The 25,373-nt window shown below is 72.0% G+C and carries 22 protein-coding genes; 7 read left to right on the top strand and 15 right to left on the bottom strand.

From position 1 onward, the window contains the following. Positions 1 to 49: 49 nt before the first annotated feature. The 4 genes from infB to rimP form a co-directional block, all read right to left on the bottom strand. A complete protein-coding gene (gene infB / locus ACXJKB_RS18740) occupies positions 50 to 2,884 on the bottom strand; it encodes a translation initiation factor IF-2 (RefSeq protein WP_457191042.1) in 2,835 nt (944 codons plus the stop codon). Positions 2,885 to 2,983: 99 nt separating this feature from the next. Then, on the bottom strand, positions 2,984 to 3,409 hold the full coding sequence (locus tag ACXJKB_RS18745) for a YlxR family protein (protein WP_457191043.1): 426 nt from the start codon (positions 3,407 to 3,409) through the stop codon (positions 2,984 to 2,986). Then, complete coding sequence (gene nusA / locus ACXJKB_RS18750) at positions 3,387 to 4,364, bottom strand: transcription termination factor NusA (protein WP_300045661.1); 978 nt, start codon at positions 4,362 to 4,364, stop codon at positions 3,387 to 3,389. The genes ACXJKB_RS18745 and nusA overlap by 23 nt, the downstream gene beginning before the upstream one ends. After that, complete coding sequence (gene rimP / locus ACXJKB_RS18755) at positions 4,364 to 4,861, bottom strand: ribosome maturation factor RimP (RefSeq protein WP_457191046.1); 498 nt, start codon at positions 4,859 to 4,861, stop codon at positions 4,364 to 4,366. The genes nusA and rimP overlap by 1 nt, the downstream gene beginning before the upstream one ends. Positions 4,862 to 4,977: 116 nt before the next feature. Between rimP and ACXJKB_RS18760 the strand changes: the two genes are divergently transcribed. Continuing rightward, on the top strand, positions 4,978 to 5,493 hold the full coding sequence (locus tag ACXJKB_RS18760; RefSeq protein WP_457191048.1) for a hypothetical protein: 516 nt from the start codon (positions 4,978 to 4,980) through the stop codon (positions 5,491 to 5,493). Next, positions 5,490 to 5,924 carry a ferritin-like domain-containing protein gene (locus ACXJKB_RS18765; RefSeq protein WP_457191050.1) on the top strand — a complete coding sequence of 145 codons (435 nt, stop codon included), beginning with the start codon at positions 5,490 to 5,492 and terminating at the stop codon, positions 5,922 to 5,924. Before ACXJKB_RS18760 ends, ACXJKB_RS18765 begins: the two co-directional genes overlap by 4 nt. A gap of 281 nt (positions 5,925 to 6,205) precedes the next feature. On the opposite strand, the gene ACXJKB_RS18770 is transcribed toward ACXJKB_RS18765, so the two are convergent. Together ACXJKB_RS18770 and ACXJKB_RS18775 are read right to left on the bottom strand one after the other, a co-directional pair. Beyond that, a complete protein-coding gene (locus tag ACXJKB_RS18770; protein ID WP_457191052.1) occupies positions 6,206 to 6,931 on the bottom strand; it encodes an HAD family hydrolase in 726 nt (241 codons plus the stop codon). A 5-nt stretch (positions 6,932 to 6,936) separates the two neighbouring features. Continuing rightward, positions 6,937 to 8,715, bottom strand: coding sequence for a proline--tRNA ligase (locus tag ACXJKB_RS18775; RefSeq protein ID WP_457191054.1), 1,779 nt, complete (start codon positions 8,713 to 8,715; stop codon positions 6,937 to 6,939). A gap of 124 nt (positions 8,716 to 8,839) precedes the next feature. Here ACXJKB_RS18775 and ACXJKB_RS18780 point away from each other — a divergent pair, with 124 nt between their 5' ends. Then, positions 8,840 to 9,844: a hypothetical protein gene (locus ACXJKB_RS18780; protein ID WP_457191056.1), complete on the top strand. Its 1,005-nt coding sequence runs from the start codon at positions 8,840 to 8,842 to the stop codon at positions 9,842 to 9,844. A gap of 185 nt (positions 9,845 to 10,029) precedes the next feature. On the opposite strand, the gene ACXJKB_RS18785 is transcribed toward ACXJKB_RS18780, so the two are convergent. Continuing rightward, positions 10,030 to 12,615 (bottom strand): CHAT domain-containing protein, encoded by a 2,586-nt coding sequence (locus ACXJKB_RS18785; RefSeq protein WP_457191058.1) that lies wholly within the window; start codon positions 12,613 to 12,615, stop codon positions 10,030 to 10,032. 79 nt (positions 12,616 to 12,694) lie between these two features. Here ACXJKB_RS18785 and ACXJKB_RS18790 point away from each other — a divergent pair, with 79 nt between their 5' ends. Next, positions 12,695 to 13,984 carry a S8 family peptidase gene (locus tag ACXJKB_RS18790; protein WP_457191060.1) on the top strand — a complete coding sequence of 430 codons (1,290 nt, stop codon included), beginning with the start codon at positions 12,695 to 12,697 and terminating at the stop codon, positions 13,982 to 13,984. Positions 13,985 to 14,005: 21 nt separating this feature from the next. On the opposite strand, the gene ACXJKB_RS18795 is transcribed toward ACXJKB_RS18790, so the two are convergent. From ACXJKB_RS18795 to dxr, 6 genes are all read right to left on the bottom strand, one after another. Next, on the bottom strand, positions 14,006 to 14,464 hold the full coding sequence (locus ACXJKB_RS18795; RefSeq protein ID WP_457191062.1) for a hypothetical protein: 459 nt from the start codon (positions 14,462 to 14,464) through the stop codon (positions 14,006 to 14,008). Beyond that, a complete protein-coding gene (locus ACXJKB_RS18800) occupies positions 14,461 to 15,054 on the bottom strand; it encodes an RNA polymerase sigma factor (RefSeq protein ID WP_457191064.1) in 594 nt (197 codons plus the stop codon). The genes ACXJKB_RS18795 and ACXJKB_RS18800 overlap by 4 nt, the downstream gene beginning before the upstream one ends. 89 nt (positions 15,055 to 15,143) lie before the next feature. After that, complete coding sequence (locus ACXJKB_RS18805) at positions 15,144 to 15,995, bottom strand: GNAT family N-acetyltransferase (protein ID WP_457191066.1); 852 nt, start codon at positions 15,993 to 15,995, stop codon at positions 15,144 to 15,146. A 49-nt stretch (positions 15,996 to 16,044) separates the two neighbouring features. Then, positions 16,045 to 17,196, bottom strand: coding sequence for a flavodoxin-dependent (E)-4-hydroxy-3-methylbut-2-enyl-diphosphate synthase (ispG, locus tag ACXJKB_RS18810; RefSeq protein ID WP_457191068.1), 1,152 nt, complete (start codon positions 17,194 to 17,196; stop codon positions 16,045 to 16,047). Between the two features lie 162 nt (positions 17,197 to 17,358). Beyond that, entirely contained in the window at positions 17,359 to 18,705 is a 1,347-nt protein-coding gene (locus tag ACXJKB_RS18815; RefSeq protein WP_457191070.1) for a M50 family metallopeptidase, read from the bottom strand. Between the two features lie 51 nt (positions 18,706 to 18,756). After that, on the bottom strand, positions 18,757 to 19,842 hold the full coding sequence (dxr, locus tag ACXJKB_RS18820; protein WP_457191072.1) for a 1-deoxy-D-xylulose-5-phosphate reductoisomerase: 1,086 nt from the start codon (positions 19,840 to 19,842) through the stop codon (positions 18,757 to 18,759). 26 nt (positions 19,843 to 19,868) lie between these two features. On the opposite strand from dxr, the gene ACXJKB_RS18825 reads away from it, so the two are divergent. Further along, the gene (locus ACXJKB_RS18825) at positions 19,869 to 20,933 is read left to right on the top strand and encodes a tetratricopeptide repeat protein (protein ID WP_457191074.1); all 1,065 of its coding nucleotides are present in this window, start codon (positions 19,869 to 19,871) and stop codon (positions 20,931 to 20,933) included. 21 nt (positions 20,934 to 20,954) lie between these two features. Beyond that, positions 20,955 to 22,205 carry an AAA family ATPase gene (locus ACXJKB_RS18830; RefSeq protein WP_457191076.1) on the top strand — a complete coding sequence of 417 codons (1,251 nt, stop codon included), beginning with the start codon at positions 20,955 to 20,957 and terminating at the stop codon, positions 22,203 to 22,205. Positions 22,206 to 22,209: 4 nt separating this feature from the next. Here the strand turns inward: ACXJKB_RS18830 and ACXJKB_RS18835 are convergent, their stop codons facing one another. Next, positions 22,210 to 22,818, bottom strand: coding sequence for a hypothetical protein (locus ACXJKB_RS18835; RefSeq protein WP_457191078.1), 609 nt, complete (start codon positions 22,816 to 22,818; stop codon positions 22,210 to 22,212). Between the two features lie 2 nt (positions 22,819 to 22,820). Continuing rightward, positions 22,821 to 24,269, bottom strand: coding sequence for a M1 family metallopeptidase (locus tag ACXJKB_RS18840; protein WP_457191080.1), 1,449 nt, complete (start codon positions 24,267 to 24,269; stop codon positions 22,821 to 22,823). A 200-nt stretch (positions 24,270 to 24,469) separates the two neighbouring features. Here ACXJKB_RS18840 and ACXJKB_RS18845 point away from each other — a divergent pair, with 200 nt between their 5' ends. After that, complete coding sequence (locus tag ACXJKB_RS18845; RefSeq protein ID WP_457191082.1) at positions 24,470 to 25,363, top strand: serine protein kinase RIO; 894 nt, start codon at positions 24,470 to 24,472, stop codon at positions 25,361 to 25,363. Positions 25,364 to 25,373: the final 10 nt, after the last annotated feature.

A 25,373-nucleotide genomic window follows, 5' to 3' on the forward strand; every position in this document is an offset into this window, starting at 1 on the left:
GAAGTGCCCGGTCGGTGACACAGACGGGCACGAGGTGCCCGCTCGGTGATCAGGTGCGCGCGATCTCGCGCATCTCGAACGCCTCGACGATGTCGCCGATCTTGATGTCCTGGAAGTTCCGGAGCACCAGACCGCACTCGAAGCCCTCGCGGACCTCGGACGCGTCGTCCTTCTCGCGGCGCAGCGAGGACAGGTCGAGGTTGTCGGCCACCACCGCTCCGTCGCGCAGGACCCGCACCTTGGCGTTGCGTCGGATGAGACCCGACGTGACCATGCAGCCCGCGATGTTGCCGGCCTTGGACGAGCGGAAGATCTCGCGGATCTCCGCCTGACCGAGGGTCGACTCCTCGTAGATGGGCTTGAGCATGCCCTTGAGCGCCGCCTCGATCTCCTCGATCGCCTGGTAGATGACCGAGTAGTAGCGGATCTCGACACCTTCCTTGTCGGCCATCTGGCTCGCCTTGCCCTGCGGGCGGACGTTGAAGCCGATGATGATGGCGTCGGAGGCGGCCGCGAGGTCGACGTTGGTCTCGGTGATCGCACCGACACCGCGGTCGATCACGCGCAGGGACACCTCGTCGCCCACGTCGATCTGCGACAGCGCGTCCTCGAGTGCCTCGACCGAACCGGACACGTCGCCCTTGAGGATGAGGTTGAGCTCCTGGCTCTCGCCCTTCTCCATGGAGGCCATGAAGTCCTCGAGGCTGCGGCGCACGCGACGCTTGGCCTGCATGGCCGCCCGCTCGCGCGCCTCGCGCTTCTCGGCGATCTGGCGGGCCATGCGGTCGTCCTCGACCACGATGAAGTTCTGGCCCGCACCCGGCACCGCCGAGAGACCCAGCACCATCGCCGGACGCGACGGGTCGGCCTCGGTGATCTCCTGGCCGTGCTCGTCGAGCATGGCGCGCACACGACCGTGCGCCGGACCGGCCACGATCGAGTCGCCCACGCGGAGGGTTCCGCGCTGGACGAGCACCGTGGCGACCGGACCGCGACCGCGGTCGAGGTGAGCCTCGACCACGAGGCCCTGGGCGTCCTGGTCGGGGTTGGCGCGCAGGTCGAGCGACGCGTCGGCGGTGAGGACGACGGCCTCGAGCAGCTTGTCGAGGTTGAGCCCGGCCTTGGCCGAGACGTCGACGAACATCGCGTCGCCGCCGTACTCCTCGGGGATCAGGCCGTACTCGGTGAGCTGGCCACGGACCTTGGTGGAGTCGGCCTCCGGCTTGTCGATCTTGTTGACCGCCACCACGATCGGCACGTTGGCCGCCTTGGCGTGGTTGAGCGCCTCGACCGTCTGCGGCATGACGCCGTCGTCGGCCGCGACCACCAGGATCGCGATGTCGGTGGCCTGGGCACCACGGGCACGCATGGCGGTGAACGCCTCGTGGCCCGGGGTGTCGATGAGGGTGATGCGACGGTCGTCGCCGTCGACCTCGGTGTGGACCTGGTAGGCACCGATGTGCTGGGTGATGCCGCCGGCCTCCTTGTCGACCACGTTGGCGTCACGCAGCGCGTCGAGGAGCTTGGTCTTGCCGTGGTCGACGTGACCCATGACGGTCACGACCGGCGGACGGATGACCAGGTCGGACTCGTCGCCCTCGTCGGCACCGAACTCGAGGTCAAACGTCTCGAGCAGCTCGCGGTCCTCGTCCTCGGGAGAGACGATCTGGACGACGTAGTTGAGCTCCTCGGCGAGCAGCTCGAACGTCTCGTCACCGACCGACTGGGTCGAGGTGACCATCTCGCCGAGCGAGAACAGCATCTGCACGAGGGCAGCGGCGTCCACGTTGATGCGCTCGGCGAAGTCGGTCAGCGAAGCGCCACGCGGGAGACGCACGGTCTCGCCGTTGCCCTTGCGGACCCGCACGCCACCCAGGGTGGGGGCGTCCATGGCCTCGAACTCTTGACGACGGGCGCGCTTCGACTTGCGACCACGGCGCGACGGGCCACCGGGGCGACCGAAGGCACCCTGGGTCTGGCCACGCTGGCCGGGACGACCGCCGCCGGGACGACCGCCACCGGACGGGCCGAAGCCACCGGGACGACCGGGGGCACCACCGGGGGCGCCGGCGCCGGGACGACCCGGAGCACCGCCACGGCTGGGGGCACCCGGACGGCCGGGGCCGCCACCAGGGCCGCCGCCGGGACCGCCACGAGCCGGACGACCGCCCGGACCGTTGCCGAAGGCCGCAGGGGACTTCGGCATCATCGCCGGGTTGGGGCGCGGCATGCCGGGACGGCCCTCGCCGCCGGCCGGCGGACGGGGCGGACGGCTGTCGTCGCCACCGGTGCGCGGGGCGGGGCGCTGGCCCATGCCCTGGCTCGGGGCGAACGGGTTGTTGCCCGGGCGCGGGGCGCCGGGACGACCGACCGGGCGAGGTGCGGGGCTCGGGGCCTTCGCTGCCGGGGCAGCAGGTGCCTCGGGCTCGGCCGGCGGGGCCTTGGGCTCGGCGGCCGGTGCCTTGGGACCGGGCTTCGGGCCGGGCCGGGCAGCAGGCGCTGCCGGCTCTGCGGCTGGCTCGGCGGCCGGGGCCGCGGTCTCGGCAGGCGCCTCGGCCGGGGCCTCGGGAGCCACGGGGGCCTCAGCGACCTCGACGACCTCGGGGGTCTCGGTGGCTGCAGGGGCCTGTGCGGGCTTGGGGCCGGGCTTGGGCGCGGCCTTCTTGGCGGCCGGCTTGTCGGCCGCCGCAGTCTCGGCGGGGGCTGCGGCCGCTGCGGCCTTCAGCTCGTCGCCGTACTGCTTCTTGAAGCGCATCTCGACGGGCGGCTCGACAGTCGACGATGCCGACTTGACGAACTCCCCCATCTCCTTGAGCTTCTCGAGAACGAACTTGCTCTCGACTCCGAACTCCTTGGCGAGTTCGTGGACTCGGGTCTTTGCCACGGTTGTTTCTGTCTCCTTCTGGTCCGTGACCCCAGAAGGAGAGGGGAAACGGAACAGCTAGTGGGTGTGCACACTCATTACGAGTTACTCATCGAGTGCTCATGAGCTGCGTGCTCCAGTTTCTGTTCGGTGCTGCGGTGAATCGGACTGGTGGATCTCGGCGAGGTGGTCGGCCACCGGCGCTGTGCTGAGCCCCTCGCCCGAGCGGAGGGCCCGGGGAAACGCTCGGCGTCGCACCGCGAGCTGCCAACACTCGGGCGTGGGGTGGACGTGCGCCCCGCGGCCGGGTGACCGGCGGTCCGGATCGGGCACCAGGGCTGGTCGGCCCTCGGCGTCCGAGCCTGCAACCACACGCAGCAACTCGCTCGCAGCGGCCTTCGCGCGACAACCCACACAGGTCCGGACAGGTCCGGGCGCAGGGGTGTCAGTCGTGGTGGCCACTGACCTCCACTCTAGCCGGTGTGACCAGTGGTTTACGAACTGGGCGTTCGCGGGGGCCGGGCTACTCCGGCGCGGGAGCCTCATCCGAGCGGATGTCGATGCGCCAACCGGTGAGCCGGGCGGCGAGACGCGCGTTCTGCCCCTCCTTGCCGATGGCCAGGGAGAGCTGGAAGTCGGGCACGACCACCCGGCACGAGCGTGCGGCCAGGTCGACGATCTCCACCGAGGTGACCCGGGCCGGCGAGAGCGCGTGCCCGACGAGCTCGGCCGGGTCCTCGGCCCAGTCGACGATGTCGATCTTCTCGCCGTGCAGCTCGCTCATCACGTTGCGCACGCGCTGGCCCATGGGACCGATGCAGGCGCCCTTGGCGTTGACGCCGGGGACGGTCGAGTGCACCGCGATCTTGGTGCGGTGGCCGGCCTCGCGGGCGATGGCGGCGACCTCCACGGTGCCGTCGGCGATCTCGGGCACCTCGAGCGCGAAGAGCTTCTTGACCAGGGTGGGGTGGGACCGGGAGAGCGTGATCTGGGGGCCGCGCATGCCCTTGCGGACCGACGTGACCAGGCACTTGATGCGCTCGCCGTGGACGTACTTCTCCCCCGGTACGCGCTCGCTGACCGGCAGGATGGCCTCGATCTTGCCGAGGTCGACCATCACGTCGTCGGGGTTGCGCCCCTGCTGGATGATCCCGGAGATGATGTCGCCCTCCTTGCCGGCGAACTCCCCGAACTTGATCTCGTCCTCGGCGTCGCGCAGCCGCTGGAGCATGACCTGCTTGGCGGTCGTCGCGGCGATCCGGCCGAAGCCCTGGGGCGTGTCGTCGTACTCCGCACCGGCCGTGCCGTCCTCGTCGATCTCGCGCGCCCAGACGGTGACGTGACCGGACTTGCGGTCCAGCTCGACGCGCGCGGGGTGCGAGGACTCGGTGGCGCGCTGGTAGGCGGTGAGCAGGGCCTGCTCGATGGCCTCGGCCAGCACCTCGAAGGAGATCTCCTTCTCCCGCTCCAGCATGCGCAGGATGCTCAGGTCGATGTCCATCAGTCGTCCTTCTTCTCGGCCTTCTCGGTCTTGCGGTTGAACTCGATCTGCACGAGCGCCTTGGCCACGTCGGCGTAGGCGACCTCGTGCTGCTCCCCGGACACGTCGATGGTCGCCGACTCCTCCGACGACGTCAGGATGCGGCCGGTCAGGCTCGACCCGTCAGCGAGGGTGGCCTTGACGAGGCGGTCCTCGTTGCGGCGCCAGTGGCGCGGCAGCGTCAGGGGACGGTCGACGCCGCGGGAGGTGACCTCCAGCGTGTAGGGCATCTCCCCCATCACGTCGGACTCGTCGAGCACCCGCGACACCTCGCGTGTCGCGTCGGCGACGTCGTCGAGGGTGACCCCGCCGTCCTTGTCGACGGCGACGCGGAGGACGCGGCGCTTGCCCGCGGGGGTGACCTCGACGGCCTCGACGTCGAGGTCCATCGCTTGCAAGGGGTCGACCAGCTCCGCCTCGATGCGGTCCCGGGTGGCGTCCTGGTGGGGGGTGCTCATCGGGTTGCGACCTCCTTGTGTAGTTGTCCGGGGACCACGATAGCCGCCCCGACCCGGGCCGCCACAAACACCCGTGGCCGGTCCGGACCGGACCACGGGGCGGCTAGGGTTCGGGGGTGCCCGGACGCTCGCTGACCCGTCGTACGGCGGTGGGCGTGGCACTCGTCGCTCCCCTGGTCGCGACCGCCTGCGACATCGATCCGCCGTCTCGCGACAACGGGTCCGCCGACGCGGCGCCGCCTCCGCCGGAGGACTCCGAGCTCGTGACCGCGGTCGTCGCGGCACTGGTCCGGGCCCGGTCGGTGGTGGAGGCCGCGACACTCTCGGTCCCCGACCTGACGCCCCTCCTGGAGCCCGTGGCGACCGCGCACGCCGCTCACCTCGAGGTGCTCGAGGGAGCGGTCGCCGACGCGGACGTCCCGACCCCGGCGCCGCCCCGCGTCCCCGCCGACCGGGCAGGGGCGCTGACGGCGGTGCGTCGCTCGGAGCAGCGGCTGCTGCGCGAGGTGCGCCGTGGGTGCGTCGACGCCGCCAGCGGCGACCTGGCGCGCGTGCTGGCCAGCATGGCCGCGTCCACCGCACAGCACGGTGCGGCGCTCGCCGACCCCGCGGCCGGGCAGGAGGCGTCGTGACCGTCCTCGACGCCCTCCAGGCGACCCTCGCCGACGAGCACGCCGCGCTCTACACCTACGGCGTCCTCGGCGCGCGGACGTCGCAGGCCACCTCCCCCGTGCTCTTCGAGACCCTGACGTCCGGCTACCGCCGCCACCGCGCCCGTCGCGACCAGCTGCAGCTCATGGTGCGCGACGCCGGCGGCGAACCCGTGGCCGCCGAGGTGGCGTACGACCTCGACGGCTCGCTGCTCCGTCCGCCGCAGATCGAGCGTGCCGCGGCGGACCTCGAGGCCGCGAGCGTCGAGGTGCTGCTCGCGCTGGTCGCGCAGTCGACGGCATCCGTGCGCGAGTGGGCGCTCACCGAGGCGACGTGGTCGGCGGTGTGGCGCCTCCAGCTCGGCCAGACCGCCGAGACGTGGCCGGGAGCTCCCGAGCTCGACCAGGCCTGAACGGCTCGTCCTCCGTGGGCGCACCGTGCCCTGACACAGGGAAAGCGGCCCGCGGCCTCAGCCTTTGGGAAAGTCCCGAGATCTCTCCCAAAAGCCGAGGACGCGGACCGCCATGGGGTTGGTCAGCATCACCCTGTGTCGCCCAACCTGTGGGGGTGGTGGAGCGACATGCACAATCATGCATTCGATCCGCCAGATGCGAAAGCCGGATCAACTTGCATGTTCCTGCAACGCACGAAGTTGCAGAAGTGCCACGCTCAGGACGTCGCGGCCGCCCCGCCTCAGGAGGCGTCGAGCCGGCGTACGACGTCCGGGACCTCGCGGAGGGACGTGATCGTGGCGTCCGGCTCGCCCTCGGTGTGGCCGACCTGGTTGGCGGGGATCGACGACAGCGGGACGTGGATCGCCCGCATCCCCGCGTTGTGAGCGCCCCACACGTCGTCGAAGAGCCGGTCCCCCACGTAGACGCAGGCACCCGGGTCGCTCACGCCCACCGCGTCCATCGCCGCTCCGAAGGCGAGCGGCGAGGGCTTCGTCCAGGGGATCTCGCTGGTGTAGACGTCGCCGTCCACGAGGTCGTAGACCCCGTCGCGCTCGAAGAAGCCGACGTGCCACTCCCGCGGCCAGATGGTGTTGGACAGCACGCCGACCTTCACCCCCGCCGAGCGCAGCTCCTCCCACATCGGCCGCACCTCGGGGTCGGTGAGCGTGTGCGGCTCCCAGAACTCGTAGTAGGCCGCGAGCAGGTCGGGGTCGTGGTCGAGGCCCCCCTCGGTGAAGAGGTCGGCGATGGTGGCGCTCTGCTGGTGGTCGCGGCTGCGTCCCCAGATGACGTCGCCGGCGCGGTGCAGGCGCTCGGCGTGGGCGTGGTGGTCGTCGTCCGGCGACGGCGTACGTCGTACGGCCTGGGCGAGCGCCATCGACTCGGCGTGGAAGTCCACGTCGTGCCAGCGGGTCAGGGTGCCGCCCCAGTCGAAGATGACCGCCTCGATCCGCGCATGAGCCATGCGCGTCAGCTGCGGACGATCTCGGTGATGCGGGCGACGGCGGAGGCGACCGGGACGTCCTCGCGCTCGCCGGTGCGGCGGTCGCGGACCTCGACGTTGCCGTCGGCCAGGCCACGGCCGACGGTGACGATCGTCGGCACGCCGATGAGCTCGGCGTCCTTGAACTTCACGCCGGGGCTGACCTTGCCGGCGCGGTCGTCGAGGAGCACCTCGACGCCGGCGCCCTTCAGGCCCTGGGCGAGCACCTCGGCGGCGGAGAAGATCGCCTCGTCCTTGCCGGCGGCCACCACGTGGACGTCGGCGGGGGCGACGTTGCGCGGCCAGCACAGGCCCATGTCGTCCAGCGTGCCCTCGGCGATCGCGGCCACGGCACGGGACGGACCGATGCCGTAGGAGCCCATGGTGACGGTGACGAGCTTGCCGTTCTCGTCGAGCACCTTGAGCCCGAGCGCTTCGGCGTACGAGCGTCCGAGCTGGAAGATGTGGCCCATCTCGATGCCGCGCGCGGACTCGAGCGTGCCCTCGGCGCAGTTGGGGCAGGCGTCGCCGTCGCGCACGTCGGCGGCCTCGATCGTGCCGTCGGGCGTGAAGTCGCGGCCGACGACGAGGTCGATGACGTGGGAGCCGGGGACGTTGGCGCCGGTGACCCAGCGGGTGCCCTCGACGACGCGCGGGTCGACGAGGAACCGGATGCCGGACTTCGACTCCTCCCCCAGCGCCTCGGGACCGATGTAGCCCTTCACCAGCGCCGGGTGCCTGGCGAGCTCGGCCTCGTCCATGGGCTCGACCTCGATCGGCTCGAGCTGGCCCTCGAGGCGCTTCTGGTCGACGTCGCGGTCGCCGGGCACGCCGATCGCGAGGGGTTCGCGGGTGCCGTCGGGGTGCTTGAGCACGACCATCACGTTCTTGAGCGTGTCGCCGGCCGCCCAGGGACGGTCGTCTCGCGGGTAGGCCTCGTTGAGGTGGGCGACGAGGGTGTCGATGGTGGGGGTGTCGGGGGTGTCCTCGGCGTGCGCGGCGGGCGCGTCGTCGTACGACACCGCAGGCGGCGCGGGCACGGCGACGGCCTCGACGTTGGCGGCGTAGTCGCAGTGGGTGCAGCGGACGTAGGTGTCCTCGCCGACCTCCGCCTTGGCGAGGAACTCCTCGCTCGCCGAGCCGCCCATCGCGCCGGAGGTCGCCTTGACGATGACGTACTCGAACCCGAGCCGGTCGAAGATCCGGATGTAGGCGTCACGGTGCAGCTGGTAGGACGCCGCCAGGCCGGCGTCGTCGATGTCGAAGGAGTAGGAGTCCTTCATCACGAACTCGCGCCCGCGCAGCAGGCCCGCGCGGGGACGTGCCTCGTCGCGGTACTTGTTCTGGATCTGGTAGATCGAGAGCGGCAGGTCCTTGTAGGAGGAGTAGAGGTCCTTCACCACGAGGGTGAACATCTCCTCGTGCGTGGGTCCGAGGAGGTAGTCGCCGCCCTTGCGGTCCTTGAGCCGGAAGATGTTGGGGCCGTAGTCGGTCCACCGGTGGGTCGCGTCGTAGGGCTCCTTGGGCAGCAGCGCGGGGAACGACAGCTCCTGGGCGCCCATCTCGTCCATCTCGTCACGGATGATGGCCTCGATCCTGCGCAGGACCCGCAGCCCCAGCGGCAGCCAGGTGTAGATGCCGGGCGCGGCACGGCGGATGTAGCCGGCGCGGACGAGCAGCCTGTGGCTCGGCACCTCGGCGTCGTTCGGGTCGTCACGGAGCGTGCGCACGAACAGGGTCGACATGCGGAGGAGGCGGCCAGTCATGGGCGCAACGATAGGGGTGGGCCCGTGGCGGCCGCGAACCAGATTGCCGAGTGGGCGGAGGCAACCCCGACGGCCCCGACGGCGTCTCCCCGATGAGACCACGTCCTTTCCGGGGGTAACCACCATGCCGCGCTCCACCACCGTCCTCGGGGCCGCGCTGCGGCCCGTACTCGCCAGCGCCCTCACCGCGCTCGCCGTCAGCGCCGCGATCGGTCTGCCCGCCGCGCGGGCGGCAGCGCCCACCGTCGACCTGCAGCCGCAGGCGCTGGCACGTGGCGCGGACATCGCTGTCCCCCACCTCGAGGACGGTGTCTTCGTCGACGGGGAGCGCCGCATCGAGCTGCCGGGCACCGACGGAGACGTCCTCGGCGCGTCGGGGGCCGCGTGGATCGCCGCGACGTGGACGAACAACCGGGTCGGCGAGCAGCGGCGGGCCCGCATCGTGCGGGTCGAGCCCGACGGGACCGTGCGCACGATCTTCGTCGGTTTCGAGTCCCGCTGGGCGCTGCTCAGCGAGGACGGCTCGCGGCTGGTGACGACCGCGGACTCCGGCTACCGCCGGGCGGCGGTGACGGTGCGGTCGGCGACCGACGGCTCCGAGGTCCGCAGCCGGGTCTTCGACGGCTGGCCCCAGGCCGTCACGGCCGACGACCGCAGGGTCGTGGTGCAGACGATGCGACGCACCGTGCTCTGGCGCGTCGGGCCGGACCGCGTGCGGACCGTGACGCGCGACGCCTCCGGCGCCGTCAGCATCGAGCACGACCTGCTCGCCACCTCCACCAACGACCCCTACATCGGCGGGTGCACGCGTCTCGTGCGGTTGAGCGACCCGGGCACGACGGTGTGGCGGTCCTGCAAGGAGCGCGTCGCCGCCATCTCGCCGGACGGCACGCAGCTGCTGACCTTCCACATCCTCACCGACGGCGTGGGCCCGGGCAGGATCACCCTGCGCACCCTCCGCGGGAAGCGACTCGCCACCTGGACGACGGGGTGGTTCAGCGGCTGGCAGTGGGAGTCCCCCGGCACGGTGCTGCTCGAGGTCAACGGCACGCGGAAGTCGGCGACCGTACGCTGCACGCTGGCGGAGTGTGAGAACGCCACCGACCCCGTGAAGGTCACGCCTCCCTGACTCGGCTGAGCGCCGCCGTGTGTTCGCTGCGGTCCGTCGGAGGGTGGCGGCAGATCGCAGCCGGCGTACCCCTCGACGTGCGATGTGCCGCCACCCTGCAGGCACCAGTCACAGAGGGTGGCGGCAGATCGCAGCCAACGGTTCCCTCCGGGTGCGATGTGCCGCCACCCTGCGGCGGCACGCAGTCAGATGCCCAGCACGGTGAACGACGCGGCGGTGGCGGCCAGCACGGAGTCACCCGCCGCAGCCTCGCGGGCAGCGAGCATCGCGTCGCCGAGCCCGCCCCCCTGCCGGAGCCGGGCGTGGAGCGCGACCATCACGTCGACGGTCGCGGCGTCGTCGACCTCGGCGAGGCTCGAGACCACGCCGGCGGTGCCCATGGACAGCAGCGCGGCTGCCAGTCCGAGGAGCTCCTGGTCGCCGACGGGCTGCATGACGCCGGACTCGCAGGCCGACAGCACGACCCGGTGGGGCGGCCGCCCCAGGCCCTGGAGGTCGTGCACGAGCAGGGGTCCGTCGGCGAGGGTGAGCGAGGAGAAGAGCGGGCTGTCCTCACGGAAGCGACCGTGGGCGGCGATGTGCGCCAGCGCCACCCCGTCGAGGGCCGCGAGGGCAGCCGAGACGGTCGCCGCCTCGCCGTCGAGCACCTCTGCCCGCGGGTCCTGGGCGGCCACCGCAGGCACCTCGGCGCCACCGCTGCCGAGCCCCGGCCCGACGAGCATCACCCGACGGTCGTCCGCCGGGGCGGACGTCCGGGCCCGCAGCCAGAGCCGCGCCGACGGCGTACCGGTCACGGGTCGGTGCGCCAGCGACGGGAGCATGCCCCACGGGACGCCCTGCAACGCCGCAGGCGCGCAGACCACGACGCGCTGCTCCCCCACGCCGTCCAGCGCGCCCCCGAGCAACGCGCGCTCGAGCCGGGCGCCGGCCACCTCGAGCTGGGCCCGGCGCCCGCGAGCGGCCTGGCGCAGGGTGAACAACGAGAAGTCCACGGCAGCGGCAGCAGCCGCTGCATCGCCGACCACCCGGTGGCGTACGCGGCCGCGACCCGCCACCAGTGCGTGCAGGACGCCGTCGAGCTCGGCCAGCTCGACGAGGACCGTGTCGTCCTCGGTGAGCGCCTCGAGGAGCGACCTGACGTCGAGGGCCGCGGCAGCCTCTCCGGATCCTCGCTCCTGCAACAGGCGGCGGCGCACCGTCTGCTCGAGTCGGGTCGCACGCGCCTCGAGCGCGTCGGTGGGCGCTCCTTCGGAGCGGGCGTCGTCGAGGCGTTGGCGCTGGGCCCGGAGGGCCGCCAGGTCGGCAGCGGTCCTCGCGTCGTGGCGTGCGCTGCCGAGGGGCGTGGAGAGGGCCGTGGCGCGCCACCGTTCGGACCACCTCAGGAGCTGTCGCGCATCACCGCCGGCCATCGCGGTCCGGGTGCCGAGCTCGGCCAGGGCCGCTCCATGGCCGGCAGACCCAGCCCGGAGCTCCTGGCTGCCGAGGGTGGCGCGGTGCTCGTCGAGCGCACGCAGGCCGAGCTCACAGGCGCGCAGCACACCCCCCGAGTCACCTGCCAGCTCGCGCTCCCTGGCCTGCGCCAGCCAGCCGAGCGCCCGCTCGGAACCGGTGGTCGCGCGGCGGTAGGACGCCGCCTCGGCGAGCCAGTCGGACGCGAGTCCGGCCGCACGAGCCGACCGGACCCGGCTCGCCAGACCTGCACCGACGAGGAGAGCCTGCGGCAGCTGGGGCGCACGAGCCTCGCGCATCCCCGTGACGACGCGCTCGGCCCGTCGCATGAGCGGGGCGGGTGGCTCACCGGCGCGGTCCCGGGCGGTGATCGAGAGGAGGTCGGCCTCCAGCCGATGGACGTGCCGGGACTGTGCGCGCAGCAGCGACGAGCCCTCGTCGGCAGCCGACACGGCACGGTCCCAGTCGTCCGCGGCCAGGGCCGCACCGGCAACCGCCACCAGGAGGTCAGCCTCCTCGCGCGGCTGCAGCGGTCGGGCGACGAGAGCGGACTCGACGACGGCGAGGGCGTCCTGGGCGAGCCCCCCGGACAGGTAGGCAGCCACCTGGTCGAGGACGAGGTCGACGTTCGTCGTGCCCCGCGAGTCGAAGAACGCGGCCGCTGCGGCGTACTGCTCGAGCGCGCGCGGCAGGTCGCCGCGAAGGAAGGCCAGCCACCCGGTGTTGTGATCGGCGACGGCGACACCGGACAGGTCGCCGAGGGAGGCCGAGATCTCGCCGAATCGCGCGAACGCCTCGGCCGCTGACTCGACCTCGCCCAGCTTGACGTCGACCAGTGCCTGCAGGTTGAGCACGCGGGCCTCCCACACCTGGTCCCCCGAGCCGGAGAACAGCTCGCGGGCCCTCCGCAGGTCCGCGGCACTCTCCTCGAAGCGGGCCAGGAGGTGCCCGAGGACGTAGGCGCGTCGGTGGAGCACGCGCGCGAGGGGTACGCCGTCGAGCATGGTCGACGCCTCGTCCAGGTGCCGCAGACCGTCATGCATGCGACCGACGACGCACAGGGAGATGCCCAGGGTCGCCATCACGTCGGCCGCGCGGGCCGGTTCACCGGACCGCCGCGCCAGGCGCAGGGCCGTCCGCAACTCCCGCAGTGCCCCGTCCATGTCTCCGAGGTCACGGATGACGATGCCCACGACCTGGTGCCCGATGGAGGACAGCGCCGGATCAGGGTCCGGCACCAGGACCGTCTCGGCACGAACACGCGCCGCCCCGGGATCGACGAAGAGGTTGCGGAGCAGCTCCTCCGCCTCGTCGCGTTCCACCCGCTCATCCTCGCGGACGACCAGAGAAAACTCAGCCAAACCCCTCGGCCCGAGACCCGGTCGCCGCTAGCGTCGGACCATGTCAGGTGACTGGAAGATCGGCGACGACCGACGACGACGCTCCACCGACCAGATCCGCGCCTTCCAGAAGGCCAACGAGGGCGAGGTGGCCTGGGACACCTTGGCCCCCGCCGACTTCACCTTCGTCTTCCACCCGGACCGGGTCCTCGTGGACGGCGACGACGTCGAGGCGTTCGAGGGCCTCGTGGCGCAGCTCGGCGACCGGATCCTCACGGGCGAGCCGCGCCGTGACGACGTCGAGCTGCTCGGCGGCGACGTGGTGCGCTACGTGCTGCCCGAGCGCCGTGACGGTCAGTCGGTGCCCGAGGTGCTCGACTTCCTCGAGGACAACGGCCTGCGTCCCGGGGCCGCCTCGCCCGACCACTGGGTGCACGTGTCCCCGGGTGGCGGCGGAGGAGCCATGTGCCCCGCGATCGAGCCCCAGGAGACCGGGCTCACCGAGCCGTGGCCGCCGCAGGCGGACAAGACCGGGGGCAAGGGCGGAGAGGTCAGCGTCGTCGTCGTCGACACGGGTTGGCACCCGCCCGCCGCGACCGACCCCCGGACGCCGTGGCTCAAGGGCGTGAAGGGCGACGACGAGCTCAACGGCCCCGACCTGCGACCGTACGCCGGCCACGGCACCTTCATCGCCGGTGTCGTGCGGTGCGTGGCTCCGGAGACGAGGATCTACGTCGAGGGTTTCGCCATCGGCGGCGTCGGTGGGGGCGGGATCCTCGAGTCCGACCTCGTCGTGCAGCTCGAGCAGGCGCTGCGGCACGACCCGCAGGTCATCAACCTCTCGGCAGGCTGCCGGACCCGCCGCGACCGGCCCTCGATCGCCCTGCGGAAGTTCCACCGCCGGCACCTCGAGGGGCGCGACTGCGTGCTCGTCGCGGCCGCCGGCAACGACTCCTGGGCTGCCCCCTTCTGGCCCGCCGCCTTCGACTGGTGCGTCGGCGTCGGCTCGCTCGACCGGGACGGGCGCGTCTCGAGCTTCTCCAACTTCGGGGTGTCCGCCGACGTCTACGCGCTGGGGCGCAACCTGGTCAACGCGTTCCCCGACGGCACGTTCGAGTGCAACGAGACGCCGGACAAGGGCGACATCCGGGTGTTCAGCACCGGCATGGCGCGGTGGAGCGGCACGTCGTTCTCAGCGCCGGTCGTGGCGGCGCTCATCGCCCGCGAGATCAGCGAGACGGGCGCGTCGGCGCCGGACGCGCGCGACGCCGTGCTGAGCCGCGCCAGGACCGACTCCGACCCGACGATCGGGCCCCACCAGGAACTGCGCCAGCCCTACCCGCACCCCTGAGGGCGGGGCAGGGCCGGCGTCTCAGAGCTCGATCCAGCGACTGGTCGCCGACCGCGCGGCGTCGCGCACCGTGAAGCGCACCGACCCGGTGGGCTCGGCGGCGAGGGCGAAGAACCCCACCTCGTCGAGCGCGGTGGTCCAACTATGCCCGTCGGAGGTCTCGACCACGACCTCGACGGACCCCATGTCACCCTCGAAGTCGAGCAGCTGTCCGCGGACCTGGCCGTCGTCGAGCTCGGCGTCGAGCGACCAGCCCTCGGCTGCGGTGAAGTAGAGGATGCGCGACGTGGCGAGTCCCCTCACCTGGGCAGCGGGCTCGTCGCGCGAGTCGCGGACGAGGGTGAGCATCTCCCACTCCGCATCGAGGTCGGCGGCAGCGACGGCAGCGATCATCGTCGCGACGAGGCCGGGCGGCGGCGGGTCGTAGGTCATCCACATGTCACGCAGTTCCTCGAGGAGAGCGGCGTCCCCATCAGTCATCGCTCGCCTCCTTTCATCAGAGCGGTCCGGACCTTCGCCAGACACCGGGCCCGGGTGGGTCCGATGCTCCCGACCGGCATGTCGAGGTCCTGGCTGATCGACTGGTAGTCGGGGCGGTCCATGAAGGCCACGACTCTCAGCAGCTTGCGGCAGCGCTCGTCGACGGTCGCCACGGCCCCCCACAACCGTGACGCCTCGTCGTCGAGCATCGCGAGCGCCTCGGCCGACTCCGCGTCCGGGAGTGCGGCGTGCAGCGTCTCGTCCTGCACCGGGGTCGCACGTCGCGCGGCCCTGGCATGGGCGGCTGCGCCGCGCCTGGCTGAGGTGATCAACCAGGACGCGACCGCCTGCGGGTCCTCGATGGTCCGGTGGAGGCGTACGAAACCGAGCCAGGTCGCCTGGATCACGTCCTCGGCGTTCTGGCGGTCGTGCCCGTATGCCCGCACCACGTGCCACAGGACCGGTGTCATCGTGGCAACCAGCTCGTCCATCGCTGCGGCGTCCCCCGAACGCCAGGCGACGAACGCCCCACTTGCCATGTCCCACGGTGACTGGTCGGACTGCCCCTCAGCCCTTCGGTCCTCTGACATGGTGACCATTGTCCCCATGACAGCACAGGTACGCGCACACCCCTGCGTGATACATCCGGACAAGATTTCTTTTCCGGCGCTCGACCGACCTAGAACATCAGCGTCGCGAAGGTCGCCGTCTGCTCGAAGCCGACACGTGCGTAGGCCGCCCGCGCGGCGGTGTTCCACTCGTTGACGTAGAGCGAGACCACGGGCGCCACGCCGGCGGAGATGACGTGGGAGACCACGGCCGCCATGCCGCTCGTCGAGAGCCCCTCGCCCCGACGGTCGGGGCGTACCCACACGCCCTGCACCTGGGCGGCGTACGGCGTCACGCAGGCGATCTCGGCCTTGAAGACCACGCCCTGGTCGTCGAAGCTCGCCATCGACCAGCCGCGGCCGATCAGCTGCTGGATCCGCGCGCGGTAGAGGTCTCCCCCACCCGCGTCGTTCTCGGGCGAGACGCCGACCTCCTCGGTGTACATCGCCACGCACGCGGGGTAGAGCCGCTCGAGGTCCTGCGGGGTGGTGACCCGCACGCCGGGGTCGGCGGCGATGGTCGGGACCCGCCGCATCTCGAGGTGCGGCTGGTCCGGACGGATCTCCCGCGGCGTCGCCCAGCGCGGCTCGATCTGCTCCCAGAGCGCCGCCACGACGGCGGCGGGGCCGACGATGGTGCCGACGGTGTTGCGCCGTCGCAGCGCCACGTCGGCGAAGGCGCCCACGTCGTCCCGCGTGCACTGCACCGGGACGAGGTTGGCCCCGAGGTGGCAGCCCGCGACGAGGCGGTCCCCCTCGAACCGTCCCCACACCTGTCCGCCGAGCCACCGCTCGTCGAGGTTGGTGAGCCGGGCGCGGTAGTCGGCGAACACGTTGACGACCGGGTCCTGCTCCGCGAGCGCGATGAAGGCGTCCCGGTCACCCGGGCTCAGCACGCGCACCTGCTCGCGGGTCCTCAACACGCTTGGAGCCTAGTGGGAGCGAGCCGCTCGCTGTCGCGCCCCGGGGGCGTCAGGAGACGCTGACGCTCGCCTCGGCGCCTTCGACCGGCTCCATGCCCTCGGCGATGCGCATGGCCTCCTCGATCAGGGTCTCGACGATCTGGGACTCGGGGACGGTCTTGACGACCTCGCCCTTGACGAAGATCTGGCCCTTGCCGTTGCCCGAGGCGACGCCGAGGTCGGCCTCGCGCGCCTCGCCGGGACCGTTGACGACGCAGCCCATGACGGCGACGCGGAGCGGCACCTCCAGGCCGTCGAGCCCGGCGGTGACCTCCTCGGCGAGCTTGTAGACGTCGACCTGGGCGCGGCCGCAGGACGGGCAGGAGACGATCTCGAGGCGGCGCGGCTTGAGGTTCAGCGACTCCAGGATCTGGAGGCCGACCTTGACCTCCTCCACCGGCGGCGCGGACAGCGAGACGCGGATCGTGTCGCCGATGCCCTGGCTGAGCAGGTGGCCGAAGGCGACCGAGGACTTGATGGTGCCCTGGAACGCGGGGCCGGCCTCGGTGACGCCGAGGTGCAGCGGCCAGTCGCCGGCCGCGGCCAGCAGCTCGTAGGCCCGGACCATCACGACCGGGTCGTTGTGCTTGACCGAGATCTTGAAGTCGTGGAAGTCGTGCTCCTCGAAGAGGCTGGCCTCCCAGACCGCGGACTCGACGAGCGCCTCGGGGGTGGCCTTGCCGTACTTGTCCATGATGCGCTTGTCGAGCGAGCCCGCGTTGACGCCGATGCGGATCGAGGTGCCGCGGTCCTTGGCGGCCTTCGCGATCTCCTTGACCTGGTCGTCGAACTTGCGGATGTTGCCCGGGTTGACGCGGACGGCCGCGCAGCCGGCGTCGATGGCCGCGTAGACGTACTTCGGCTGGAAGTGGATGTCGGCGATGACCGGGATCTGCGAGTGCTGTGCGATCTCCGGCAGCGCGTCGGCGTCGTCCTGGCTCGGACACGCGACACGCACGATGTCGCAGCCCGTGGCGGTGAGCTCGGCGATCTGCTGGAGGGTCGCGTTGACGTCGGAGGTCAGCGTCGTGGTCATCGACTGGACCGAGATCGGGGAGTCGCTGCCGACGCCCACCGAGCCCACCTTGATCTGGCGGGTCTTGCGGCGGGGGGCCAGGACGGGGGGCGGGAGGGCGGGCATGCCCAGGCCGACGGAAGTCATGGACTCATCGTACGGGCCGGGCAGCGCGACACCGCTGCTCGGGCACGCCTCCCGCGCACGCCCGGGCAACGGCGCCCGTCGCAGGATTCCACAGCGACCGCGCCCGCTCAGGCGGTTGCGTGAACCTTTGCCTGCGGCCCACCCACCCGGGCGCGGGACGGGTCAGCTCAGGCGCAGGGGTACGACGATGTCGGCGACGATGAGGACCACGCCCATGACCAGCATGGCGAGCCCCACGACGTAGGCCACCGGCAGCAGCTTGGCGACGTCGACGTGCCCGGGGTCGGGGCGGCCGAGGAGCCGGGCGATGCCACGCTTGAGGCCCTCGTAGAGCGCACCGGCGATGTGGCCGCCGTCGAGCGGCAGCAGCGGCACGAAGTTGAACATGCCGATGAAGAAGTTGAAGCTGGCGATGAGGAACAGCAGCGTGACGACCTTCTCGGTCAGAGGGAAGGCCTCGCTGGCCGCCGCCTCGCCCGCGAAGCGGCCGCCGCCCACGATCGACACCGGGCTCTCGGGGTCGCGCTCCTGCAGGCCGACGATGGCGCGGCCGACCTCGTAGACCTTGACCGGCAGCTGGCCGAGGGCCTTGACCGTCTCGACGGCCATCGTCTCCATCTGGTTGGCGGTGTAGACGACGCCGCCGGTCTCGAGCCGGGTCTCGGGCTGGACGCCGAGGAAGCCCACCTCGGTGAGGGTCTGGTCCTCCATCGACGTCTGGCGCAGCGTGACGGTGGTGTTGGTGGTCAGCGTCAGCTGCTCGTCGCCGCGTCGTACCTCGATGACGGCGTCGCCGTCGGCGTTGGCGCGGATCTGCGACTGGAAGCTGTCCCAGTCGCTGAACGGCGTGCCGTTGAAGCTGAGGATCTCGTCGCCGGCCCGGAGCCCGGCCTCCTTCGCAGGCGTGGGCGGGTCGTCGGCGGCACAGGCACGGCCCTGCTCCTCGACGGGCACCACGCACGCGGGCACGGCGGCGACGACGGGCTCGACGACCTCGTCGCGGGGGTTGCCGTAGGTCGCGAAGAGCAGGGCGAACAGGCCGAACGCGATGGCGATGTTGACCATCGGTCCGCCCGCCATCACGATCACCTTCTTCCACCACGGGAGGCGGTAGAACAGCCGGTCGGTGTCGTGCTCCTTGACGTACTCCCACTCCGCGGCCCGGGCGTCGGAGATCAGCTGGGTGAAGATGCCCGTGTTGGAGCGGCGGACCTTGTGGACCGCCTCGCCGTCCTCGTCGTACGTCGTCTCCTCGACGAGGTCCTCCGCGCCCGGGGGCAGCATCCCGACGATCTTGACGTAGCCGCCGAGCGGGATCGCCTTGACGCCGTACTCGGTGTCGCCGATCTGCTTGCTCCACACCGTGGGGCCGAAGCCGATGAACCACTGGGGCACCTTGCAGCCGAACTTCTTCGCGGGCACGAGGTGCCCGAACTCGTGCAGCCCGATCGAGACGAGGATCGCCAGGACGAAGGCGACGACACCCAGGGTGTAGAGCAGGGCGGACATGTGCGTGGGGGTCCTTCTCGGGGTGGGGACGTCGGTGACGTCGGGGAAGCGTCAGATGAGGGCCGCGGCCTCGGCTCGCGCCCAGGAGTCCGCGGCGAGGACGTCGTCGACGGTGAGGTGCTCCTTCGATGGTACGTCGTGACGGTCCAGGACGTGTGCCACCGTGGAAACGATGTCGGGGAAGCGCAGCCGACCGTCGTGGAAGGCGTCGACGGCGACCTCGTTGGCGGCGTTGTAGACGGCGGGCGCCGTGCCGCCGCGCTCCCCCGCGGTCCGGGCCAGGGTGACGGCGGGGAAGACCACGTCGTCGAGGGGCTCGAAGCGCCAGTCCGCGGCCCGGGTCCAGTCGATCGGCGTCTCGGCGTCGGGGACGCGGTCGGGCCAGCCCATCCCGAGGGAGATCGGGACCAGCATGGTGGGCAGGCCGAGCTGGGCCACCACCGCGCCGTCGACGAACTCGACCATCGAGTGGATGAGCTGCTGCGGGTGGACGACGACGTCGATGCGGTCGAAGGGGATGTCGAAGAGCAGGTGCGCCTCGATGACCTCGAGGCCCTTGTTGACGAGCGTCGCGGAGTTGGTGGTGATCACCCGCCCCATCGCGAAGTTGGGGTGCGCGAGCGCCTGCTCCGGGGTGACGTCGGCGAGCTCCTCGGCCGTGCGACCGCGGAACGGGCCCCCGGACGCGGTGAGGACGAGGCGTCGTACCTCCTCGGCGGAGCCGGCACGGAGGCTCTGGGCGATGGCACTGTGCTCGGAGTCGACCGGCACGATCTGGCCCGGTCGCGCGCGCTCCTTCACCAGCGGGCCGCCGATGATGAGCGACTCCTTGTTGGCGAGGGCAAGCGTGGTGCCGGCGTCGAGGGCGGCCAGGGTGGGGCGGAGACCGACGGCTCCGGTGATGCCGTTGAGCACGACGTCGCACGGTCGCCCGGCGGCCTCGGTGGACGCCTCCTCACCCAGACCGGAGTACGCCGGCGCGAACTCCGAGACCTGGGCCGCGAACAGCTCGGGGTTGGACCCGCCGGCGGTCAGGCCGACCACGCGGAACCGGTCCGGGTGGGCGCGGACGAGGTCGAGCGCCTGGGTGCCGATGGACCCGGTCGAGCCGAGGATCACGATGTCGCGGGCAGTCACCCCTGCAGTTTGTCAGGATGGGCCCCGTGGACAGCGGAGGGGCGGACTGGCGGGCACTCGCCCACGCCGAGCAGCTCCTCGACCTGCGCCGCGACGTCGAGGCGGAGCAGCGCTTCCGCGACGTGCTGACCGGTGACCCCGGGTCGGGCCGGGCCCTGCTCGGGCTGGCCCGCTCCCTCAACCGCCAGGACCGCCACGCCGAGGCGGAGCAGGTCGTGCGCAGCGCCCTCGCCCTCGACCCGGAGGACGCCGGGGCCCACCACGTGCTGGTCGACGTGCTGTGCGACCGCAACGACGGGACGGGAGCCGTCGCGGCCGCCGAGTCCGGCCTCCGGCTGGCGCCGCACGACTTCACCTCGCACTACCAGTACGCCCGCGCGCTGCTGAGCCTGCGCCGTCCCCGCACCCGCGACGCCTACGAGGCGGCGCGGCGCGCGGTGGAGGCGGCGCCGCACAGCCCCGACGCCCACAACCTGGTCGGTCTCTGCCTCGACGCCCTCGGCAACCACGAGGGCGCGCAGGCGGCGTTCCGCAACGCGATGGCGCTCGACCCGCAGCACACGCTCGCCCAGAACAACCTCGCGGCGTCGGAGATGGATCGCGGGCGGCTCGGCCGGGCGGCCGGCCTGCTCCGGGGGGCCGTGGGCAGCGACCCCCAGCAGAAGCAGGTCCGCGACAACCTCGACACGGTGCTCCTCCTGCTCGGCAGGCGGGTGATGTGGTCGCTGTTCGCCGCCGCCATCGTGCTCGGCATCCTGCTCGTTACCGGCGCCCCGTGGTGGTCGCGGGCGCTCGCGGGAGCGGCGTACGTCGCGGTGGTGGTCGTCCTCGTGCGGCACGTGGTCCGCGACCTGCCGCGGGGCGTCGGGAGCTGGGGTCGCGGGCTGTTCCGGCGCACGCGGTGGCAGGGCAAGTACCTCCTCGCCCTGCTCGCGCTGCTGTCGGTCGCCGTGGTCGTGATGGCCTTCGCGCCGTACGCCGTCGCCGCGGGCGCCGGGATCGTCCTGGCCGGCGTCCTCCGCACGGTCGGCTTCATCTGCGTGGTCGGCTGGGTGGTCATGGCGCTCGTCAACCTCGTGCGCGGCCGCTGACGGCTCTCCTAGGGTGGGGCCGTGGACGAGCGCCTGATCGAGAGCCTGGCCGCCGCCGTGCGCGCCGCCCCCGACGACCTGCCGCTGCGGCTGCACCTGGCCGGCCTGCTCGTCGAGGCCGACCGCGGCGCCGAGGCGGTCGAGCACGTCGCGACCGCGCTCGCCAAGGACCCGGCCTCGACGCAGGCACGCGAGCTGATGGCGCGGGCGATGGGCACCGCTCCGACCGCGGCGGATCCCGCAGCGGCTCCGACCGAGCCGTCGGAGTCACCGGACGCGTCGGGTGACGCGCCTCCGGCGAAGCCGTCGACCTTCGACTGGCACGCCGCCGAGTCCGACCTCGGCGAGACGGTGGGCCCGATGTTCGTCGACGGCACCACCGAGGACCCCGGCCCGTCGGCGTACGACGTCGAGGCGGCCGGGGTGCGGCTCGCCGACGTCGGCGGGCTGACGGACGTCAAGAAGCGCCTGGAGGCGAGCTTCCTCGCGCCGCTGCGCAACCCCGAGCTGCGGGCGCTCTACGGCAAGTCGCTGCGCGGCGGCCTGCTGCTCTACGGGCCGCCCGGCTGCGGCAAGACGTTCCTCGCCAAGGCCGTCGCCGGCGAGCTGGGGGCGTCGTTCCTCCACGTGTCGCTCGCCGACGTGCTCGACATGTACATCGGCCAGAGCGAGCGCAACGTCAAGGAGCTGTTCGAGGTCGCCCGCACGTCGGCGCCCTGCGTGCTGTTCCTCGACGAGCTCGACGCCATCGGCGGCAAGCGCTCCCTCAACCGCAGCTCCGGGGCGCGGACGACGGTCAACCAGCTGCTCACCGAGCTCGACGGCGTCGGGTCGGACAACGAGGGCGTCTTCGTGCTCGCGGCGACCAACCACCCCTGGGACGTCGACCCCGCGCTGCGCCGCCCGGGTCGGCTGGACCGCACCCTGCTGGTGCTGCCCCCCGACCGCGAGGCGCGCGAGGCGATCCTGCGCACCCATCTGCGCGACCGGCCCGTGGAGCGCATCGACACCCGCCGCCTCGCCAAGGCGACCGAGGGCTTCAGCGGCGCCGACCTCGCCCACCTGTGCGAGTCGGCCTCGGAGAACGCCCTGATGGAGTCGGTCGGCTCCGGGCAGGTGCGGATGATCGGGATGACCGACTTCGACCAGGCCCTGTCCGAGATCCGCCCCTCGATCGGCCCGTGGGTCGAGACCGCGCGCAACGTCGCGCTCTACGCCAACGCGTCCGGGGAGTACGACGAGCTCGCCAAGTGGCTGCGCAAGCGACGCTGAGCCGCTAGTCCTGCGGCGCGTCGAACGACCAGAACCTCAGGCCGCCGACGTCGACGAGCGTGGCCCCGGTCGGCACCGGCAGGTTCTGGTCGTCCGACGCGCCGAGGGCGTCGAGGACCGTGAGCGTGTCGGCGCCGTGGCGGGAGAGGACCGCGTCGCCGGGTACGTCGGCGCACCCGGCCGGGTCGGTACGACCGGCGCGCATCGCGACGTCCCACGGGATGTCCTCGCCGTCGGCCGACAGGACGACGCCGTCGGAGCTGCCGCGGACCACGACCTTCCCGGTGGCGCCGGGCGAGTCGTCGTACTGCACGACGGCACCCACCCGGGCGGCCGCGAGCACGGTCACGACGCCGGTCCCCTGCGGCACGGCCCCGAGCGCCACCTGGTCACCGGCCTCGACGCCGAAGGCGCTCAGCACCCCGGCGCACGCAGCCACCTCGGTGAGCAGCCGCGCGAAGGTGCGCTCCGTGCCGTCGAGGTGCGCCGCGACGTCGTCGGCGCGGCCGCGGACGACGTGGATGTCGAGCGCGTTGTAGCAGGCGTTGAGGAGGCCGGGGTGGCCGTCGACGGGCGGCCGGAACCACGTCACCCCGGTCGTCTGGCTGGTCATCGTCAGCCGAGCCCGTTGGCGGCCGTGGCGGCGGGCTTCGCGAGCGTGCGGAGCCAGGTGTCGAAGAACGAGCCGAGGTCCTGCCCGCTCACCCGGGCGGCCACCTCCTCGAACTCCGCGGTGGATCCGTTGCCCCCGCGCTGCTCGTGGATCCAGGTGCGCACGACCCGCCAGAAGGCCTCGTCCCCGACCCGGTTGCGCAGGGCCTGCAGCGCCATCGCGCCGCGACCGTAGACCGCGCCGTCGAACACCTTGGCCGCACCCGGGTCGTCGACCGCGACCTTCCAGAAGGCGGAGCCCGCGTCGACGTTGGCGTAGTAGTGGCGGAAGATGGTGTCGGCGGAGCGGCCACCGTGCTCCTCGGCCCAGCGCCACTCCATGAAGGTGGCGAAGCCCTCGTTGAGCCAGATGTCGGACCACTGCTCGACGGCGATGTCGTCGCCGAACCACTGGTGCGCGAGCTCGTGGACGATGAGGCTCGTGGCGCTGCCGCCGACCGCCGGGTAGGTGGGCCGGGTCTGGTTCTCCAGCGCGAAACCCGGGTTGAGGCCGGTCGTGATGCCGCCGACGACCGAGAACGGGTAGTCGCCGAGGTCCTTCTCGAGGCCGGCGATGACCGCCGGGGTCTTCTTCATCAACCGCATGCTGGCCGCCTGGTCGCGCTCGCCCAGCTGCTTCGAGACCGCGACGAGCCACGGCAGGCCGCGGTGCTTGCCCTTCTCGATCGCGAAGTCGCCGGCGGCGAAGAACGCGAGGTAGGGCACCATCGGCTCGTCGGCGCTCCAGTGCCACTGCGTCGAGCGCTTGCCGACCTTGCGGCCGCGCAGCTTGCCGTTGGAGACGACCTCGCGGCCGTTGGGGACCGTGATCTTTACGTCGACGATCGCCTTGTCGAGCGGGTGGTCGTTGGCGGGGAACCACCAGGGCGCCATGTGCGGCTCGTTCATGGCGACGACCTCGGTCTCACTGGCCAGCCAGTTGCGCTCCCCGGCGTAGGAGTACCGCGCCGGGTGGTCGTCGTACGCCACCTCAACGGTGTGCTTGCTGCCGGCCGCCAGCGGCTGCGCCGGGGTGATCCGCAGCTCGTGCCCGCCGTCGGTCTTGTCGAAGCTCGCCTTCTCGCCGTCGACGGTCACCTTCGACACCTTCAGCAGGAAGTCGAGCGAGAAGCTCGCGAGGTCCTCGGTCGCGGTGAGCCTGACCTTCGTGGTGCCGCTGAGCTGCTTGGACTCCAGCGCGTAGCGGTTGTCGATCTTGTACGTCGACACGTCGATGCCGCCGTTGCCGTCGAGCGGCCAGTAGGGGTCGCCGATGCCGGACGCCCCGTCGACGGGCGCCGTGGCGGCCCCGGCGCTCGCTGTGGCACCACCCGCCCCGACGGCCAGGCCGGCGGCCACCGCCGTCGCGAGGGCTGCGGACAGGACGGGTCGGTGGATCGGTCGCGTGGTCACCGTCCGAACCTAGCGCCCTTAATTGCGTTGCGGTGCCGCGCATGGCCAGCGACCATGGGGGCGACGCGCCGCGAGTGTGAGTGCGTCCACCACGTGCCGACCCGCACGCCGGTGCACGTGAGACGAGAGGAGCCGTGACATGTCCATCGCTGTCCTCGGCCTGTCCGCCGACCACCTCTCGCACCAACGGAGCACCTACCTTGACTCACCGCATCCCGGAGGACTTCCTCCGGCCTGACGACCGTTCGCCCCTCGAGGGCATCGACGAGTCGTTCGTCTTCACCTACGACACCTACGCCGACGAGCTCGGCAAGGGTCAACGCTGGTCCCGCTGGCAGGACCTCGAAGCCCTCATGAAGGGCCCCGAACCGCGCCCCGACTGGGTCGTGACCTCCAGCGGCGCCATCGACACCGAGCTCGGCGTCCTCAAGACCGGCAAGGAGGCCGACGTCTTCCTGCTCGAGCGCGAGGACCCGCACCGTCCGGACGACGCCGTCGTGATGGCAGCCAAGCGCTACCGCGACACCGACCACCGGACCTTCCACCGCGCCGCGTCCTACACCGAGGGCCGCTCGATGAAGCGGTCCCGCGACAACCGCGCCCTCAAGCGGAAGTCCACGTGGGGCAAGCAGGTCGCGGCCGGCGAGTGGGCCGTCTCGGAGTGGAACGCACTCTGCCGCTGCTGGGACCTCGGCCTGCCCGTCCCCTACCCGGTGCAGATCGACGAGACCGAGATCCTGATGGAGTGGATCACCGTGACCGTCGACGGGGAGATCGAGACCGCCCCGCGGGTGGCCCAGGTCCGCCCGGAGCGCTCGGTGGTCGAGGGCTACTACGACCAGCTGCGCGACGCGCTGATCACGCTCGTCCAGGCGGGGCTGGTCCACGGCGACCTGTCGCCGTACAACACCCTGGCTGCGGCCGACCGGCTCGTGATCATCGACCTGCCGCAGATGGTGGACCTCGTCGGCAACCCGCGCGGCATGGACTTCCTGATGCGCGACTGCGCCAACATGTGCGCCTGGTTCCGCTCGCGCGGGCTCGAGGTCGACGACCAGGAGCTGTTCGGCGAGCTCATGGCGCACGCGTTCTGAGCCGGGCAGC

The organism is Nocardioides sp. P5_E3 (assembly GCF_054049275.1).

Bases quoted from the DNA above. Each gene is read 5' to 3' on its own strand.
- ACXJKB_RS18795 (WP_457191062.1), bottom strand. From the start codon at position 14,464: ATGACTGATGGGGACGCCGCTCTCCTCGAGGAACTGCGTGACATGTGG.
- ACXJKB_RS18835 (WP_457191078.1), bottom strand. From the start codon at position 22,818: ATGACCAGCCAGACGACCGGGGTGACGTGGTTCCGGCCGCCCGTCGAC.
- ACXJKB_RS18790 (WP_457191060.1), top strand. From the start codon at position 12,695: ATGTCAGGTGACTGGAAGATCGGCGACGACCGACGACGACGCTCCACC.
- ispG (WP_457191068.1), bottom strand. From the start codon at position 17,196: ATGACTTCCGTCGGCCTGGGCATGCCCGCCCTCCCGCCCCCCGTCCTG.
- ACXJKB_RS18780 (WP_457191056.1), top strand. From the start codon at position 8,840: ATGCCGCGCTCCACCACCGTCCTCGGGGCCGCGCTGCGGCCCGTACTC.
- ACXJKB_RS18775 (WP_457191054.1), bottom strand. From the start codon at position 8,715: ATGACTGGCCGCCTCCTCCGCATGTCGACCCTGTTCGTGCGCACGCTC.
- ACXJKB_RS18800 (WP_457191064.1), bottom strand. From the start codon at position 15,054: ATGTCAGAGGACCGAAGGGCTGAGGGGCAGTCCGACCAGTCACCGTGG.
- ACXJKB_RS18815 (WP_457191070.1), bottom strand. From the start codon at position 18,705: ATGTCCGCCCTGCTCTACACCCTGGGTGTCGTCGCCTTCGTCCTGGCG.
- ACXJKB_RS18745 (WP_457191043.1), bottom strand. From the start codon at position 3,409: ATGAGGCTCCCGCGCCGGAGTAGCCCGGCCCCCGCGAACGCCCAGTTC.
- rimP (WP_457191046.1), bottom strand. From the start codon at position 4,861: ATGAGCACCCCCCACCAGGACGCCACCCGGGACCGCATCGAGGCGGAG.
- ACXJKB_RS18770 (WP_457191052.1), bottom strand. From the start codon at position 6,931: ATGGCTCATGCGCGGATCGAGGCGGTCATCTTCGACTGGGGCGGCACC.
- nusA (WP_300045661.1), bottom strand. From the start codon at position 4,364: ATGGACATCGACCTGAGCATCCTGCGCATGCTGGAGCGGGAGAAGGAG.